The organism is Micromonospora kangleipakensis, assembly GCF_004217615.1.
Taxonomy (GTDB): domain Bacteria; phylum Actinomycetota; class Actinomycetes; order Mycobacteriales; family Micromonosporaceae; genus Micromonospora; species Micromonospora kangleipakensis.
Genome location: NZ_SHLD01000001.1, coordinates 1,119,389 through 1,134,335 on the forward strand (window position 1 = coordinate 1,119,389; position 14,947 = coordinate 1,134,335).

Below are 14,947 nucleotides of genomic sequence, written 5' to 3' on the forward strand. Positions count from 1 at the left end.
CGAACGTGGAACATCGGGAGATCACCAGCATGCAGCACCAGCCGGGCGGCGCGCCGCCGGTCTTCGTCGACCGGACCGGCCGGCGTCGCCGGATCACCGTCATCGCCGGCTCGGCGATGGGTCTCGGCCTGCTCGCCAGCCTCGGGCTGATCCTCGCCGGCCTCTTCTTCGACTCCTCCGTGTCGCTGCCCGGCTGGTCGGAGACGAAGCAGCACCCTCCGATCGAGGCCGGGGTGGACACGCCCGGCGAGGTGCGTCAGGAGGGCGGGTCCAGCCCGCAGCCGGCGCCGGCGACCAGCACCTCCGTGCCGGCGCCGTCGCCGACACCGGCCGGCGCCACCACCGCGACGCCCAGGGCCACCGCCCCGGCACCCCGGCAGTCCACCACCAGCCCGCCGGGCCAGGGCGCCGACCGGCGCACCGCCAAGCCCAGCCGGACCCCGGGCAAGCCCTGACGATGGCGAGACACGTGGCCCGGCCCGACCCCCGGGCGCACTGGTTGCTGCTCCTGCTCGGTCTGTTCGTCCTGCTCGCGGCGCTGAGCTTCAACGGGCTGGTCACCAACGTCGGCGGCGGCTCCGGCCCGTCGGACGCCTACGCCTCGCCGGCCCCCCGCCAGGCATCAGACGGCGGGCCGGTGCTGCGGCTGGACGGGCCGACACCGGTGGCCCGGCGGATGCCCGCGCGGACGGTCGCGCTCACCTTCGACGACGGACCGGACCCGCGCTGGACGCCGCAGGTGCTCGACGTGCTGCGCCGGAATCACGCGCACGCCACGTTCTTCGTGGTAGGTGCGCGGGTCGACGAGCACCCGGAGCTGGTCCGTCGGATCCTCGCCGAGGGGCACGAGATCGGCTCGCACACCTTCACCCACGCCGACCTGACCGCGGTGTCGAGGTGGCGGGCCCGGTTCGAACTTGCCTGGACCCGCAGCGCGGTCGCCGGGGCCACCGGTCGCGAGGTGACCCTGCTCCGGCCGCCGTTCTCGTCGATCACCACCTCGCTGACCGGGCCGCAGTACCAGGCCCTGCGGGACGCCGCCGGCACCGGCCACGTGGGCGTGCTCGCCGACCGGGACACGAAGGACTGGCAGCGGCCCGGGGTGCCCGCCATCGTCCGGGCCGCCAGCCCGCCGGGCGGGGCGGGGGCGGTGGTGCTGATGCACGACGGCGGCGGCGACCGCAGCCAGACCGTGGCCGCCCTCGACCAGCTGCTGCCCCGGCTGACCCGCGAGGGCTACCGGTTCACCACCGTCTCCGCGGGGATCGGCGCGCCGGACTCGACGGTGCCGGCCACCGCGGGCGCCCGGCTCAGCGGCACCGCGCTGCGCTGGGCGCAGGGCGGCGCCGGCTGGCTGGCCGGGGCGATGAACCTGCTGCTCGGCGTCGCGCTGGTGCTCGGCGTCGCCCGGCTGGCGGTGCAGGTGTTCTGCGCCCAGCTGCACGTCCGCCGGGTCCGCCGGCCGCGCCACCGCCGGCCCGAGGTGAACGCCCCGGTCTCGGTCATCGTGCCGGCGTACAACGAGGCGGCGAACATCGCCGCCACCGTGCGGTCGCTGCTCGCCAGCGCGTACCCGGCGCTGGAGGTGATCGTGGTGGACGACGGCTCCAGCGACGGCACCGCGGAGATCGTCGAGCGGCTGCGGCTGCGCGGGGTACGGGTGATCCGGCAGGCCAACGCCGGCAAGCCGGCGGCGCTGAACACCGGCATCCGGGCCGCGCGGGCCGACCTGCTGGTGCTGGTCGACGGGGACACCGTCTTCCAGCCGGACACCGTTCACCGGCTGGTGCAGGGCTTCGCCGATCCCACGGTCGGCGCGATCTCCGGCAACACCAAGGTGGCCAACCGGCGCCGGCTGCTCGGCCGCTGGCAGCACCTGGAGTACGTGATCGGCTTCAACCTCGACCGCCGGATGTACGACGTGCTGGAGTGCATGCCGACCATCCCCGGCGCGATCGGCGCGTTCCGCCGGGAGGTGCTGCTCGCCGTCGGCGGCGTCCCCGCCGACACCCTCGCCGAGGACACCGACCTGACGATGAAGGTGCTCCGGGCCGGCTGGCGGGTGGTGTACGAGGAGGGCGCGATCGCCTGGACCGAGGCGCCCTCGTCGCTGCGGCAGCTCTGGCGGCAGCGCTACCGCTGGTGCTACGGGACGATGCAGGCGATGTGGAAGCACCGGCACGCGCTGAGCGAGCGGGGCGCCGGCGGCAGGCTGGGGCGGCGGGGCCTGCCGTACCTGGCCGTGTTCCAGATCCTGCTGCCGCTGACCGCCCCGGCGGTCGACATCTTCGCCCTCTACGGGCTGCTCTTCCTGCCCTGGTCGGCGCTGGTCCTGGCCTGGGCGGGGCTGCTCCTGCTCCAGGGCTTCACCGCCGCGTACGCGCTGCGCCTGGACCGGGAGCGGTTCGGCCCACTGTGGACGCTGCCGCTCCAGCAGCTCGTCTACCGGCAGGTGATGTACCTGGTGGTGGTGCAGTCGGTGGTCACCGCGGTGGTCGGCAACCGGCTGCGCTGGCAGCGGATGGTGCGCACCGGTGAGGCCGCCGCGCTGGTCGGGGCCGGCCCCACCGCCCGCTGACGCCGCCCCGTGCCGAAGCGTCGGTGGCCGCCGACGTGGCGCGCGGGCGGGTCCGGGCCGGCCGGCGGGCGGTGGCCGGAGCGGCCGGCGGGGGGCGGGTCAGCGGGCGTCGAAGAGGCCCGCAGACCAGGAAACGGCCACGCCGACGGCGGCCGAGCAGCAGCAGATCAGCAGGGCCGCGGCGACCACGCCGAGGATCACCCAGGCGGTTCCGCGCCGGGCCGCACCCGGACCCCCTTCGGCCGGTACGTCCGCTCCGGCCGTCGTCTCCTCGTCGCTCACCGCCCGGCCCCGCTCACCCCGGCAGTCTAGGCGCCGGGGCGGGACGGGCAGGATGGGGCGATGGAGCTGGTCTCGATCGAAGACGTCCGGGCGGCCGCCGACGACATCGCCGGGACGGTCGTGCGTACCCCGCTGCTGCCGACCCCGTGGGACGGCGAGCTGTGGCTCAAGCCGGAGAGCCTGCAACCCGTCGGGTCGTTCAAGCTGCGCGGGGCGACGCACGCGGTGGCCCGGCTCGACCCGGCGACCCGGGCTCGGGGCGTGGTGACCCACTCGTCCGGCAACCACGGCCAGGCGCTCGCCTACGCGGCGCGGGCCGCGGGCGTCCCCTGCACGGTGGTCGTCCCGGAGGGGGCGCCGCGGGTCAAGGTGGACCGGATCCGTGCCCTCGGCGCCGAGGTGCGCCTGGTCCCGCCGGCCCGCCGGCTCGCCGAGGCGGAACGGATCGCCGCCGGCACCGGGGCCACACTGGTGCCGCCCTTCGACGACCGGCGGATCATCGCCGGGCAGGGCACCATCGGGCTGGAGATCGTCGCGGACCTGCCGGACGTGGACGTGGTGCTGCTGCCGGTGGGCGGCGGCGGTCTCTCCTCCGGTGTGGCCACGGCGGTGAAGGCGCTCCGCCCGTCGGCCGCCGTGATCGGCGTGGAGCCGCTGCTCGCCGCCGACGCCCGGGAGTCGCTCGCCGCCGGCGAGCTGGTGGTCTGGGACGTCGAGCGCACCTACCGGACGGTCGCCGACGGGCTGCGGACCCAGCTCTCCGCGTTGACCCTCGCCCACCTGCGGGACCGTCTCGACGGCATCGTCACGGTGACCGAGGAGGAGATCCTGGCTGCCACCGGTCGGCTGGTGCGGGACGCGCGCCTGGTGGCCGAGCCGAGCGGCGCGGTCGCCCTGGCGGCCCGGTTGTCCCACCGCGACGAACTGCCGGCCGGGCGTACCGTCGCCGTGGTCACCGGCGGCAACGTCGACCCGGCGCGGCTCGCGTCGGTGCTGGCCTGACCGGAGGGGCCCGCGGTCCGGGCCCCTCCGCGGTCGTCAGGCCCGGCCGAGGCGGTCCAGGATCCAGGCGTTGATGAACGCCTCCTCGCGCCAGGCGTCGTACCGGCCGCTGGGGCCGCCGTGGCCGGCGCCCATCTCCGTCTTGAGCAGGTAGTCGCCCTGCGGCGCGACCGCGCGCAGCCGGGCGATCCACTTCGCCGGCTCGTGGTAGAGCACCCGGGTGTCGTTGAGGCTGGTCACCGCGAGGATCGCCGGGTAGTCGACCGGGGCCACGTTCTCGTACGGGGTGTACGACTTCATGTACGCGTACACGTCGGGGTCGTCGAGCGGGTTGCCCCACTCCTCCCACTCGGTGACGGTCAGCGGCAGCGACGGGTCGAGGATCGAGGTGAGCGCGTCCACGAAGGGCACCTGCGCCACGATCCCGGTGAACGCGTCCGGGGCGAGGTTGGCCACCGCGCCCATCAGCAGGCCGCCGGCCGACGCGCCCCGGGCGACCAGCCGGTCGCTCGCCGTCCAGCCGGCCTTGACCAGGTGCCGGGCGGAGGCCACGAAGTCGGTGAAGGTGTTCTTCTTGGCCAGCAGCTTGCCCTGGTCGTACCAGCGCCGGCCCAGCTCGCCGCCGCCGCGGATGTGCGCCACGGCGAAGATCACGCCCCGGTCGAGCAGGGACAGCCGGGCGATGGAGAACCACGGGTCCATGCTCGCCTCGTACGACCCGTAGCCGTAGATGACGGCGGGGGCGGAGCCGTCGCGCGGGGTGCCCTTCCGGCAGACCAGCGAGATCGGCACCCGGGTGCCGTCGTCGGCGAGCGCCCAGTCCCGGTGCTGCTCGTAGTCGGCCGGGTCGTACGGCCGGCCGTCCGGCCCGGGCCGCACCGGCTTCTGCTTGCGCAGCACCATCTGCCGGGTGACCAGGTCGTAGTCGTAGACCGAGTCGGGGGTGACCAGCGAGGTGTAGCGCAGCCGCACCTCGCTGGTGCGGTACTCCGGGTTGGCGTCCAGCCCGACGCTGTAGATCGGCTCCGGGAAGTCGATGTCGTACGCGTCGCCGCCGCCGACCGGCAGCACCCGCAGCCCGGTCAGGCCGTTGGTGCGCAGCGAGACGACCAGGTGGGTCTCGAACGCGTCGACCGACTCCAGCCGGGTGCCCGGGGTGTGCTCGATCAGCGGGGTCCAGTCGCCGGGCGCGTCCGCCGAGGTGAACGCCAGTGCGAAGTCCTCCGCGCCGTCGTTGTGCAGGATCAGGAACCGGTGCCCGTGGTGCTCCACCGAGTACTCGACGCCCTGCCGGCGGGGGGCGATGATGGCCGGCTCGCCGGTGGAGTTGGCCGCCGGGATCACCCGTACCTCGCTGGTGATCTTGCTGTGGATGTCGATGACCACGAACCGCTCGGAGCGGGTCAGCTCGACGCCGACCCAGAACCGCTCGTCGTCCTCCTGGTGGACCACCACGTCCTCGCCCGACGCGGTGCCGACGGTATGCCGCCAGACCCGGTTCGGCCGCCACGCCTCGTCGACCGTGACGTAGAAGAGCGTGGAGGCGTCGATGGACCAGGCGGTGCCGTAGAAGGTGTTCGGCACCTCGTCGGCGAGCACCTCGCCGGTGGTGAGGTCCTTCACCCGCAGGGTGAACCGCTCGTCGCCGGCGAAGTCCGTCGAGTACGCCAGCCAGCGACCGTCGGGGCTGACGTCGAACGCGCCGAGCGAGAAGAAGTCGTGCCCCTCGGCGAGCTGGTTGCCGTCGAGCAGCACCTCCTCGCCGTCCAGCGGGGCGCCGTCGGCGCTGATCGGGGGCGCGGTCTCGCCGTCGCGGACGGCCCGGCGGCAGTGCACGCCGTACTGCTGACCCTCGACGGTGCGGGTGTAGTACCAGTACCCGTCCTTGCGGGTGGGAACCGACAGGTCGGTCTCCTGGGTGCGCCGGCGGGTCTCCTCGAACAGCTCCGCGCGCAGCGCCTCCAGGTGCGCGGTGCGCGCCGCGGTGTAGGCGTTCTCCGCGGTCAGGTGGGCGATCGTCTCCGGGTCGTCCTTGGCGGCGAGCCAGGCGTACTCGTCGACGACGGTGTCGCCGTGGTGGATGCGCTCGGTCGGGACGCGCTTGGCGACGGGTACGGGGGTCTCGGTGGTCACGGCGTCACGTTACCGGCCCCCGGCGCGGCGTCGTGGGGTACGCGCGGCACCGGTTCCGGCAACCCCACCGCCACGTCTTTCGAACACATGTACGATGACCGGCATGGCGGCTGCAGCGAGTTCGACGGACCGGCCCGGAGCCCTGGAGATCACCCGGCGACTGGCGGAGATCTGCGGCCCGCCGTTCGCCCGCTTCGCCGGCCCGGCCGACGAGGTGGCCGGCCGGACGGCCCGCTGGGTGGCGGTGCCGGGCGGCCCGCACGCCGCCGCCGAGGTGCTGCGGCTGGCCGCCGCGCACCAGCTCACCGTCGTGCCGCGCGGCGCGGGCACCAAGATCGACTGGGGTGCCGCCCCGGCGCAGGTCGACATCATGCTCGACACGGGCCGGCTCGCCGGGATCTGGCACGAGCCGCAGGGCTCGCCGGTCGCCGAGATCGGCGCCGGCACCCCGCTGCGGGCGGTCCAGGCGACCCTGGACCGCACCGGCCAGCGCCTGCCGATCGACGCGCCCTCGCCGGGGGCGACCCTGGGCGGGGTGCTCGCGGCCGACGAGGCCGGCCCGCTGCGGCACCGGCACGGCAGCCCGTGCGCCCAGCTGGTCGGGGTTCGTTACCTGGACGCCGACGGCGAGCTGGTCAGCCTGGATGCGGCCGGCACCGCGCCGCACGGCCGGGCCGGGCCGGCGAGCGGCGGCGCGGCGGCGCTGTTCGGCGCGGCGCAGGTGCCGGGGTTGGACGTGGCCCGGCTGCTCTGCGGGTCGCAGGGCGGGCTGGGCGTGCTGGTCTCGGCGACCATGCGGGTGCAGGCCGTCCCGGCCAGCCGGGTCTGGGTAACCCGGCCGGTCTGGACCCCGCTGGAGGTGCACGACCTCGTCCGCGCGATCCTGGCCGCCCGGCTCGACCCGGCGGCCGTCGAGCTGGACCTGCCCGTGCCGGTGCTCCTGCCCCGGCGTCGGGTCCACCCCGACCACCCGTCGGTCGTCCACCGGCCCGGCCACCCCTCGGTGGCCCGGCGCGCCGGGGAGCCGGCCGCGGCGGGCAGCCTGGTGGTGCTGCTGGAGGGCGGCCCGGCCGACGTCGCCGAGCGGGCCGACCGGCTGGTCGCCGTGCTGGGTGGGGAGACCGTCGTCGGCCACGCCGCGCCGGAGTGGTGGGGGCACTACCCCTTCGGCCCGGGCGACACGGCGTTGCGGATCGAGGTGCCCATCAACGACCTGCACGCGGCGGTGTACGCGCTGCGCGACGCGGCGGGCACCCCGGTGCCGGTCCGTGGCTCGGCCGGGGTCGGCACGGTGCACGCCGCGCTGCCCGGGTCCCTGCCGCCCGACCGGGTGGCGTCGATCCTCGCCGCGGTGCGCGGGGTGCTGCTCGCCCGGCAGGGCCGCTGCGTCGTGGTGGCCGCGCCGGCCCCGGTCCGCCGGGTGGTCGACCTCTGGGGTGAGCTGCCCACGCTGCCCCGCCTCCGCGCCGCCAAGGCACATCTCGACCCGCACCAGCGCCTCGCCCCCGGCCGCCTCCCCGGCGGCCTCTGACCCCACCCCACCCCCACCCCCCGGCGCCCCGCCCCCGCCGTGTCGATCAAGAAGTTTCGGTCAGGAGACGAGCTCCGGCGGACGCAAACTTCCTGATCAACCGGCCGGGGTGGGGCGGGGTTGGGGCCTAGAAGGCGTCGTTGCGGAGGACCAGGATCGCGATGTCGTCGCGGGGGGCCTCCACCGAGAAGCCGATCGCGGTGGCGCGCAGCCGGGCGGCCGTCACGTCCGCCGAGTAGCCGGCCAGCGGGGCCGCCGCGTCGCGCAGCCGCTCGGTGCCGAAGAGTTCCCGGCCGCGCCGCCGCTCGGTCACCCCGTCGGTGTAGAAGATCAGCGCGTCGCCCGGTCCGAGCGGGATGTGGGCGGTGGGCGTGGCGATCGAGTCGAGCAGCCCGAGTGCCGTGCCGCCGGTGCCGACGAAGGTGGCGCCCCCACCGCCGCGCAGCAGCACCGGCCGGTCGTGGCCGGCCAGGTGCAGGGCCACGTCGAGCTGGCCGTTCCCGCCGGGCCCGACCGCCGCCAGGGCCAGGGTGCAGTACCGGCCGCCGCCCCGCTCGACCAGCGTCTCGTTCAACCGGCCCAGCACCTCCGGCAGCGGCTTGCCGTCGCCGACCAGCACCCGGATCACGTCCCGGACCAGGCCGGTGACCGCCGCCGCCTGGACGCCCTTGCCGGAGACGTCGCCGATGACCACCAGCCACCGGCCGTCCGGCAGCGGCACCACGTCGTAGAAGTCGCCCCCGACCTCGGCGTCGTCGCCGGTCGGGACGTACTCGGCGGCGAAGCCGATGCCCTCCACCACCGGGAGCACCGGCGGCAGCAGCGACTGCTGGAGGGTCTGCGCGACCCGGCGCCGCTCGGCGTGGATCCGGGCGTTCTCGATCGCCAGGGCGGCCCGGCGGGCCACGTCCTCCAGCACCGAGACCTCGTCCGGGTCGTGCCGGTGCCGCTGGTGCCGGCCGACGGCCAGGGTGCCGAGCCGCTGACCGCGGGCGATCAGCGGAACGGCGAAGCCCTCCATCGGGGCGCCGAGCGGGACCTGCGACGCGCTCCGCGACGCCTCGCGGAGCCGGGCCTGGACCGACTCCGGCCCGGTCTCCTGGAGCACCTTGTGCAGCTGCGGCAGCACCGACTCGTCGGCGTGGCTGGATGCGGCGAGCCGCAGCCGGCCCCACTCGTCGGTGGTGTGCACCGCACACCACTGGCCGAGCCGGGGTACCACCAGCTGCGGGATGAGCGCCATGGTCAGCTCGACGTCCAGGGACTGGGCGAGCAGCTCGCTCGCCTCGGCCAGGAAGGTCAGCCAGGCCGACCGGCGGACGTCGGCCCGGCGCAGCCGGTCGTTCTCCAGGTGCAGCGAGAGCCGCTCGGCCGCCAGCAGCGCGAGCGGCCGGGCGTACGCCGACGGCGCCGCGTCCAGCTCCAGCTCACCCGCGTACGGGCGGTGCACCGCCAGCGGCACCCGGATCAGCTCGTTGTCGTCCCGGGGCTGCCGCCCGTACCGGCCCAGGACCTGGGTGCCCTGTCCGTCGCCCCGGTCCAGTCGGATCACGCCACCGGCCGCGCCGACCATCTCCGCCAGCCGGGTCACCAGCCCGGTCGCGAACTCCGGCAGCGGGTCCTCGGCGTACGGGTCGGGGCTGGTCTGCATCAGCTCGCTCATCGCGGCCGCGCTCGGCGCGCCGTGCGCCGCGTCGTCGCCGTTGGGGGCGGCGCCGGTGAGCGGGCTGTGCGCCTCCGCGACCGCCGTCGGCCGCTCCGGCGGGACGGCGTCGTGCCGGTCCAGCCGGAACCAGACGCCCTTCCCGGTGGGCAGGTAGGTGGTGCCCCAGCGGCTGGCGAAGTGGTCCACCAGCAGCAGTCCGCGCCCCCGCTCGGCGACCTCGGTGATCTCGTCGGAGTCGTTGCGCACGCCGACGACCAGCTCGTCCACCGGGCCGGCCGCGAAGTCGGAGACCGTCACGGTGAGCCCGGTTCGGTCCGCCACGACCTCGATGTCCAGTTCGGTCCGGGCGTGTTCGACCGCGTTGGTGGAGAGTTCGGTGGTGAGCAGGAGCGCCTCGTTGAGCAGCTCCTCCAGGTCCGCCTCGGCGAGGACGGACCGGACCAGGGCCCGCGCGGCGGCGGGCGTACGCCGGTCAGCCGGGAGCCGGACATGTCGGACGTGCTCGTCCGACATGTCGGTCATGCCCGGTTCCGCCTCCGCTGACACCTCCGTATCCTCCACCGCCGTCGCCCCGGGCGCCAAACCTCCCGGTCGTTTGCGTGGCCGGACCGCGCGGGCGGGCGCCGGGTTGCCGGCGACGGACGCAGCGGCCCGGTCGGGACGACGCGCGGGCGTGGCGACCGCTCGCCGGCCTTGGCCTCGACGGCGGCGCGGGCAGAATGGTGGGATGGCGCGTGTCGGCACGAGCCGCTGGCCCCGAGCTGAGCGAGGAATGATGACCACGGCGAGACAATCGACAGCCGCGGACCCGTCCGCCCCCGATCACGAGGTGCTGCTCGGCGAGCTGGTGGAGGCGCTGCGGCGGGTCCGCCGCGGCGATCTCAAGGTCCGGCTGCCCCGGCGGGCCGGCCTGGCCGCCGAGGTCGCCGACGCCTTCAACGACGTGGTGTCGCTCCAGGAGCGGCAGCACCTCGACCTGCGCCGGATCAGCCGGATCGTCGGGCGGGACGGCCGGCTCACCGAACGCCTCGACGACGAGGGCCTGGACGGCTCGTGGGCGGAGGGCCAGCGGGCGATCAACTCGCTGATCGACGACCTGGGCCGCCCCACCACGGAGATCGCCCGGGTGATCGTCGCGGTCGCCGACGGCGACCTCTCCCAGCACATGGCGCTGGAGATCGACGGTCGCCCGCTGCGCGGCGAGTACCTGCGCATCGGCCGCACGGTGAACACCATGGTCGACCAGCTCTCGTCCTTCTCCAACGAGGTGACCCGGGTGGCCCGCGAGGTGGGCACCGAGGGCAAGCTCGGCGGCCAGGCCGACGTCCGTGGGGTCGCCGGCACCTGGAAGGACCTCACCGACTCGGTGAACACCATGGCGTCGAACCTGACCGGCCAGGTGCGGTCGATCTCCCAGGTGGCGACGGCCGTGGCGAAGGGCGACCTGTCCCAGAAGATCACCGTGGGCGCCCGGGGCGAGGTCGCCGAACTGGCCGACACGATGAACTCGCTCACCGACACGCTGCGGCTCTTCGCCGAGCAGGTGACCCGGGTGGCCCGGGAGGTGGGCACGGACGGCAAGCTCGGCGGTCAGGCGGAGGTGCCGAACGTCGCCGGCACCTGGAAGGACCTGACCGACAGCGTCAACTCGATGGCGTCGAACCTGACCGCGCAGGTGCGCAACATCGCCCAGGTCTCCACGGCGGTGGCCAAGGGCGACCTGTCGCAGAAGATCACGGTCGCCGCGCAGGGCGAGATCCTCGAACTCAAGGACACCGTCAACACGATGGTGGATCAGCTCTCGTCGTTCGCGGACGAGGTGACCCGGGTGGCCCGTGAGGTGGGCATCGAGGGGAAGCTGGGCGGCCAGGCCCAGGTGCGGGGCGTCTCCGGCACCTGGCGCGACCTGACGGAGAACGTCAACCAGCTCGCCGGCAACCTGACCAGCCAGGTCCGCAACATCTCCCAGGTCTCCACCGCGGTCGCGAAGGGCGACCTCTCGCAGAAGATCACCGTGGACGCGCAGGGCGAGATCCTGGAGCTGAAGAACACCGTCAACACCATGGTCGACCAGCTCTCCTCGTTTGCCGACGAGGTGACCCGGGTGGCCCGTGAGGTGGGCACCGAGGGCAAGCTGGGTGGTCAGGCGCAGGTCAAGGGCGTCAGCGGTACGTGGCGGGACCTGACCGACAACGTGAACTCGATGGCGTCGAACCTGACCAGTCAGGTGCGCAACATCGCCTCGGTCACCACGGCGGTGGCGAAGGGTGACCTGTCGCAGAAGATCACGGTGGATGCCCGGGGCGAGATCCTGGAGCTGAAGTCGACGGTGAACACGATGGTGGACCAGCTGTCGTCGTTCGCGGACGAGGTGACCCGGGTGGCCCGTGAGGTGGGCACCGAGGGCAAGCTCGGCGGCCAGGCCCAGGTGCGGGGCGTCGCGGGCACCTGGCGGGACCTGACCGACAACGTGAACTCGATGGCGTCGAACCTGACCGCCCAGGTGCGGAACATCGCCCAGGTCTCCACGGCGGTGGCGAAGGGTGACCTGTCGCAGAAGATCACGGTGGATGCCCGGGGCGAGATCCTGGAGCTGAAGTCGACGGTGAACACGATGGTGGATCAGCTGTCGTCGTTCGCGGACGAGGTGACCCGGGTGGCCCGTGAGGTGGGCACCGAGGGCAAGCTGGGTGGTCAGGCGCAGGTCAAGGGCGTCAGCGGTACGTGGCGGGACCTGACCGACAACGTGAACTCGATGGCGTCGAACCTGACCAGTCAGGTGCGCAACATCGCCTCGGTCACCACGGCCGTGGCGAAGGGCGACCTCGGCCAGAAGATCACCGTGGACGCCCAGGGCGAGATCCTGGAGCTGAAGAACACCGTCAACACGATGGTGGACCAGCTCTCGTCGTTCGCGGACGAGGTGACCCGGGTGGCCCGTGAGGTGGGCACCGAGGGCAAGCTCGGCGGCCAGGCGCAGGTGAAGGGCGTCTCGGGCACCTGGCGGGACCTCACCGAAAACGTCAACCAGCTCGCCTCGACGCTGACCACTCAGCTCCGGGCGATCGCCCAGGTCTCCACCTCGGTGACCCGGGGCGATCTGACCCAGCGGATCGCGGTCAAGGCGCAGGGCGAGGTCGCCGAGCTGAAGGACAACATCAACCAGATGATCGTCACCCTCCGGGAGACGACCAAGAAGAACGCCGAGCAGGGCTGGCTGGACTCCAACCTGGCCCGGATCGGCGGCCTGCTCCAGGGTCAGCGGGACCTCGGCGAGGTCTGCCGCATGATCATGATGGAGGTGACCCCGCTGGTCGACGCGCAGCTCGGCGCGTTCTTCCTGACGGACAGCTCCGACGGCAGCATGCGGCTGCGGCTGACCGCCTCGTACGGCTACGTGGCGCGCGGGCACGACGTGACCTTCGGTCCGGGGGAGGGGCTGGTCGGGCAGGCCGCCCTCTCCCGCCGGACGATCCGGGTCAATGCCCAGCCCGACGGTCGGCTCGTCCTGCGCTCCGGGCTGGCCGAGACGCCGCCGGCCGACCTGGTGGTGCTGCCGGTGCTCTTCGAGGGTGAGCTGCTCGGCGTGATCGAGTTCGCCGGGGTGACCACCTTCTCCGAGCTGCATCTGTCGTTCCTGGAGCGGCTGGTGCTCACCATCGGCCTGGCGGTGAACACCATCCAGGCGAACCGGCGTACGGAGGAGCTGCTGGCCCAGTCCCAGCGGCTGGCCCACGAGCTGCAGGAGCAGTCGGCCGAGTTGCAGCGCACCAACGCCGAGCTGGAGGACAAGGCCCAGCTGCTCTCCGAGCAGAAGGGCAACATCGAGACGAAGAACCGGGAGATCGAGCTGGCCCGGCTCGGCCTGGAGGAGAAGGCGCAGCAGCTCACCCGGGCGTCGGCGTACAAGTCGGAGTTCCTGGCGAACATGAGCCACGAGTTGCGTACGCCGCTGAACTCGCTGCTGCTGCTGTCCCGGTTGCTGGCCGAGAACTCGGAGCGGAACCTCAGCCGCAAGCAGATCGAGTTCGCCCGGACGATCCACGGCGCCGGCTCGGACCTGCTCTCGCTGATCGACGACATCCTCGACCTGTCCAAGATCGAGGCGGGTCGGATGGACGTCGAGCCGACCGAGGTCCGGTTCTCCGAGATCCGCGGCTACGTCGAGCAGGCGTTCGCTCCACAGGCCGAGGAGAAGGGCCTCGACTTCCAGGTCCGCGTGGCCAAGGACCTGCCGCCGGCGCTGGTCACCGACGCCCAGCGGTTGCAGCAGATCCTGCGCAACCTGCTCTCCAACGCGGTCAAGTTCACCGACAACGGGGCGGTGACGCTGCGGATCGCCCCGGCCGCGGAGAACGCCGTCTTCGACGTGCCGGCGCTGACCAACGCCCGGCAGGTGATCGCGTTCACGGTGATCGACACGGGCATCGGGATCTCGGACGACAAGCTGTCGCTGATCTTCGAGGCGTTCCAGCAGGCGGACGGCACCACCAGCCGCCGGTACGGCGGAACAGGGCTGGGCCTGTCGATCAGCCGGGACCTGGCCCGGCTGATCGGCGGGACGATCACCGTGTCGTCGGCGCCCGGGCAGGGCTCGACCTTCACCCTCTTCGTACCGGATGTGCTGGCGCCGGACGCGGTGGTGGCGCCGGCGCCGCCGTCGCCGACCCGCGCGGGCCTGCCGTCGTCGCTGCTCATCCCGATGGAGCTGCCGCAGCCGCCGGAGGCCCCGGTGACCCGGCGGCTGGATGGGGCGACCGTGCTGATCGTCGACGACGACGTCCGCAACGTCTTCGCCCTGACCTCCGCATTGGAACTGCACGGGATGACCGTGCTGTACTCGGACAACGGGGCGGACGGGGTTCGCCTGCTGGCCGAGCATCCGGAGGTGGACATCGTGTTGATGGACGCGATGATGCCGGACCAGGACGGGTACGAGACCACCCGGCAGATCCGGCGCAACCACCGCTTCGCCGACCTGCCGATCGTCTTCCTGACGGCGAAGGCGATGCCGGGTGACCGTGAGTCGGCGCTCGCCGCCGGCGGCAGCGACTACATCACCAAGCCGGTCGACCTGGACGAACTCATCGAGCTGATGGCGTCCTGGATCAGCGGCAGCCGAACCGAGGAGACTTCGTGACCCAGACGGCCAAGGCGCTGCTGGTGGACGACCGGCGGGAGAACCTGATGGCCCTGGAGGCGATCCTCCAGGGCCTCCCGGTGCAGTCGGTCGCCGTGGAGAGCGGCGAGGCGGCGCTCAAGCAGCTTCTGGTGGACGACTTCGCGGTGATCCTGTTGGACGCCCAGATGCCGGACATGGACGGCTTCGAGACGGCCAGCCACATCAAGCGGCGGGAGCGGACCCGGCACGTGCCGATAATCTTCCTCACCGCCGCGGACCGGGACGCCCAGCTGGCGCTGCGCGGCTACGCGGTCGGCGCGGTGGACTACCTGACCAAGCCGTTCGACCCGTGGGTGCTGCGGGCGAAGGTCTCGGTCTTCGTCGAGCTGTGGGTGAAGACCCGGCAGCTCGCCGCCCAGTCCGACGTGGTGCGGGAGCGGGACGCCCAGTGGCGGATGCTCACCGACGCGGTGGACGAGGCCACCACCCTGCTGCGCGGCGACGACGGACCGGAGTCGCGGGACCGCGCGGTGGACATCCTCGAACAGGCCCGCTGGGGCAACAACGCCTGACGCCGCCGGGTAGCGGTCCGACCTGCGTGCCGCTGCGGTCCGCGCCCGGGGCGGCCGCGCC

Annotated in this window: 9 protein-coding genes; 6 read left to right on the top strand and 3 right to left on the bottom strand. The window is 73.5% G+C overall.

The annotated features are described in order from the left end of the window. The first annotated feature begins 29 nt into the window (after positions 1 to 29). Entirely contained in the window at positions 30 to 455 is a 426-nt protein-coding gene (locus tag EV384_RS05480) for a hypothetical protein (RefSeq protein ID WP_130330719.1), read from the top strand. Positions 456 to 457: 2 nt separating this feature from the next. Continuing rightward, positions 458 to 2,578, top strand: coding sequence for a bifunctional polysaccharide deacetylase/glycosyltransferase family 2 protein (locus EV384_RS05485; RefSeq protein WP_130330721.1), 2,121 nt, complete (start codon positions 458 to 460; stop codon positions 2,576 to 2,578). A gap of 99 nt (positions 2,579 to 2,677) precedes the next feature. Here EV384_RS05485 and EV384_RS05490 read toward each other — a convergent pair whose 3' ends face one another. After that, on the bottom strand, positions 2,678 to 2,860 hold the full coding sequence (locus EV384_RS05490; RefSeq protein WP_130330723.1) for a hypothetical protein: 183 nt from the start codon (positions 2,858 to 2,860) through the stop codon (positions 2,678 to 2,680). Positions 2,861 to 2,920: 60 nt separating this feature from the next. Here EV384_RS05490 and EV384_RS05495 point away from each other — a divergent pair, with 60 nt between their 5' ends. Beyond that, positions 2,921 to 3,862 (top strand): threonine ammonia-lyase, encoded by a 942-nt coding sequence (locus tag EV384_RS05495; RefSeq protein WP_130330725.1) that lies wholly within the window; start codon positions 2,921 to 2,923, stop codon positions 3,860 to 3,862. Positions 3,863 to 3,898: 36 nt separating this feature from the next. Here EV384_RS05495 and EV384_RS05500 read toward each other — a convergent pair whose 3' ends face one another. Then, a complete protein-coding gene (locus EV384_RS05500) occupies positions 3,899 to 5,995 on the bottom strand; it encodes a S9 family peptidase (protein ID WP_130330727.1) in 2,097 nt (698 codons plus the stop codon). 103 nt (positions 5,996 to 6,098) lie between these two features. Between EV384_RS05500 and EV384_RS05505 the strand changes: the two genes are divergently transcribed. Beyond that, positions 6,099 to 7,526 (top strand): FAD-binding oxidoreductase, encoded by a 1,428-nt coding sequence (locus EV384_RS05505; protein ID WP_130330729.1) that lies wholly within the window; start codon positions 6,099 to 6,101, stop codon positions 7,524 to 7,526. 127 nt (positions 7,527 to 7,653) lie between these two features. Here the strand turns inward: EV384_RS05505 and EV384_RS05510 are convergent, their stop codons facing one another. Further along, positions 7,654 to 9,714 carry a SpoIIE family protein phosphatase gene (locus tag EV384_RS05510; RefSeq protein ID WP_207232558.1) on the bottom strand — a complete coding sequence of 687 codons (2,061 nt, stop codon included), beginning with the start codon at positions 9,712 to 9,714 and terminating at the stop codon, positions 7,654 to 7,656. A gap of 253 nt (positions 9,715 to 9,967) precedes the next feature. Between EV384_RS05510 and EV384_RS05515 the strand changes: the two genes are divergently transcribed. Both EV384_RS05515 and EV384_RS05520 read left to right on the top strand, forming a co-directional pair. Then, entirely contained in the window at positions 9,968 to 14,332 is a 4,365-nt protein-coding gene (locus EV384_RS05515; protein WP_130330733.1) for a hybrid sensor histidine kinase/response regulator, read from the top strand. Then, complete coding sequence (locus tag EV384_RS05520; protein ID WP_130330735.1) at positions 14,329 to 14,886, top strand: response regulator; 558 nt, start codon at positions 14,329 to 14,331, stop codon at positions 14,884 to 14,886. The genes EV384_RS05515 and EV384_RS05520 overlap by 4 nt, the downstream gene beginning before the upstream one ends. The last annotated feature ends 61 nt before the right edge of the window (positions 14,887 to 14,947 follow it).

What these genes read in the sequence shown, in the direction of transcription:
- EV384_RS05515 (WP_130330733.1), top strand. Translation starts at nt 9,968, where the DNA reads ATGACCACGGCGAGACAATCGACAGCCGCGGACCCGTCCGCCCCCGAT.
- EV384_RS05495 (WP_130330725.1), top strand. Translation starts at nt 2,921, where the DNA reads ATGGAGCTGGTCTCGATCGAAGACGTCCGGGCGGCCGCCGACGACATC.
- EV384_RS05505 (WP_130330729.1), top strand. Translation starts at nt 6,099, where the DNA reads ATGGCGGCTGCAGCGAGTTCGACGGACCGGCCCGGAGCCCTGGAGATC.
- EV384_RS05485 (WP_130330721.1), top strand. Translation starts at nt 458, where the DNA reads ATGGCGAGACACGTGGCCCGGCCCGACCCCCGGGCGCACTGGTTGCTG.
- EV384_RS05480 (WP_130330719.1), top strand. Translation starts at nt 30, where the DNA reads ATGCAGCACCAGCCGGGCGGCGCGCCGCCGGTCTTCGTCGACCGGACC.
- EV384_RS05510 (WP_207232558.1), bottom strand. Translation starts at nt 9,714, where the DNA reads ATGACCGACATGTCGGACGAGCACGTCCGACATGTCCGGCTCCCGGCT.